The sequence below is a fragment of the Streptomyces sp. NPDC059567 genome (genome assembly GCF_042735655.1).
GTDB lineage: Bacteria > Actinomycetota > Actinomycetes > Streptomycetales > Streptomycetaceae > Streptomyces.
Window position 1 is genome coordinate 1 of sequence record NZ_JBHWBS010000219.1, and the last position, 1,290, is coordinate 1,290.

The following is a 1,290-nucleotide window of genomic DNA, read 5'->3' on the forward strand; positions in this document are numbered from 1 at the left end:
TGTTCCGGCATGTGGCCGGAACCGCCCCACGCGCTTGTGTCGGGGATACTGGTAGGCGCAGACGTAGAGGGAAAGGCCACACATCGTGACTGAGATCGAGATCGGGCGCGGCAAGCGCGGCCGCAGGGCGTACGCGTTCGACGACATCGCCGTCGTACCGAGCCGGCGCACCCGGGACCCGAAGGAGGTCTCGATCGCCTGGCAGATCGACGCCTACCGCTTCGAGCTTCCGTTCCTGGCCGCCCCCATGGACTCGGTCGTATCGCCGCAGACCGCGATCCGCATCGGCGAGCTGGGCGGCCTCGGCGTGCTGAACCTCGAGGGTCTGTGGACCCGGTACGAGGACCCGCAGCCGCTGCTCGACGAGATCGCCGAGATGGACGAGGCGACCGCGACGCGCCGTCTGCAGGAGATCTACGCCGCTCCGATCAAGGAAGAGCTGATCGGGCAGCGCATCAAGGAGGTGCGCGACTCGGGTGTGGTCACCGCTGCCGCGCTCTCCCCGCAGCGCACCGCGCAGTTCTCCAAGGCCGTCGTCGACGCCGGCGTGGACATCTTCGTCATCCGTGGCACCACGGTCTCCGCCGAGCACGTCTCGGGCGCGGCCGAGCCGCTCAACCTCAAGCAGTTCATCTACGAGCTCGATGTCCCGGTCATCGTCGGCGGCTGCGCCACGTACACCGCGGCCCTGCACCTGATGCGCACCGGCGCGGCCGGTGTCCTGGTCGGCTTCGGCGGCGGCGCGGCGCACACCACGCGCAACGTGCTCGGCATCCAGGTCCCGATGGCGACCGCGGTCGCCGACGTGGCCGCGGCCCGCCGGGACTACATGGACGAGTCGGGCGGCCGGTACGTCCACGTCATCGCCGACGGCGGTGTGGGCTGGTCGGGCGACCTGCCGAAGGCGATCGCCTGCGGTGCCGACTCGGTCATGATCGGCTCCCCGCTGGCCCGCGCCACGGACGCGCCGGGCAAGGGCCACCACTGGGGCATGGAGGCCGTCCACGAGGACGTGCCGCGCGGCAAGCTGGTCGACCTGGGCATCGTCGGCACGACCGAGGAGATCCTCACCGGTCCGTCGCACACCCCGGACGGCTCGATGAACTTCTTCGGCGCCCTGCGCCGCGCGATGGCGACGACGGGCTACAGCGAGCTCAAGGAGTTCCAGCGCGTCGAGGTCACGGTCGCGGACGCGCAGCACAAGCGCTGACGTTCTTCCGTCACGTACGGAGAGGGGCGCCGGACAAACAAGGGGGGGTGACCCAAGAATAAGACTGGGTGTATTGGTGG

The 1,290-nt window shown here is 69.8% G+C and carries 1 protein-coding gene; it reads left to right on the top strand.

Annotation, left to right across the window (positions count from 1 at the left end; all coding sequences use genetic code 11):
- The first annotated feature begins 85 nt into the window (after positions 1 to 85).
- Positions 86 to 1,210 (top strand): GuaB3 family IMP dehydrogenase-related protein, encoded by a 1,125-nt coding sequence (locus ACFVZW_RS37090; protein WP_376436577.1) that lies wholly within the window; start codon positions 86 to 88, stop codon positions 1,208 to 1,210.
- The last annotated feature ends 80 nt before the right edge of the window (positions 1,211 to 1,290 follow it).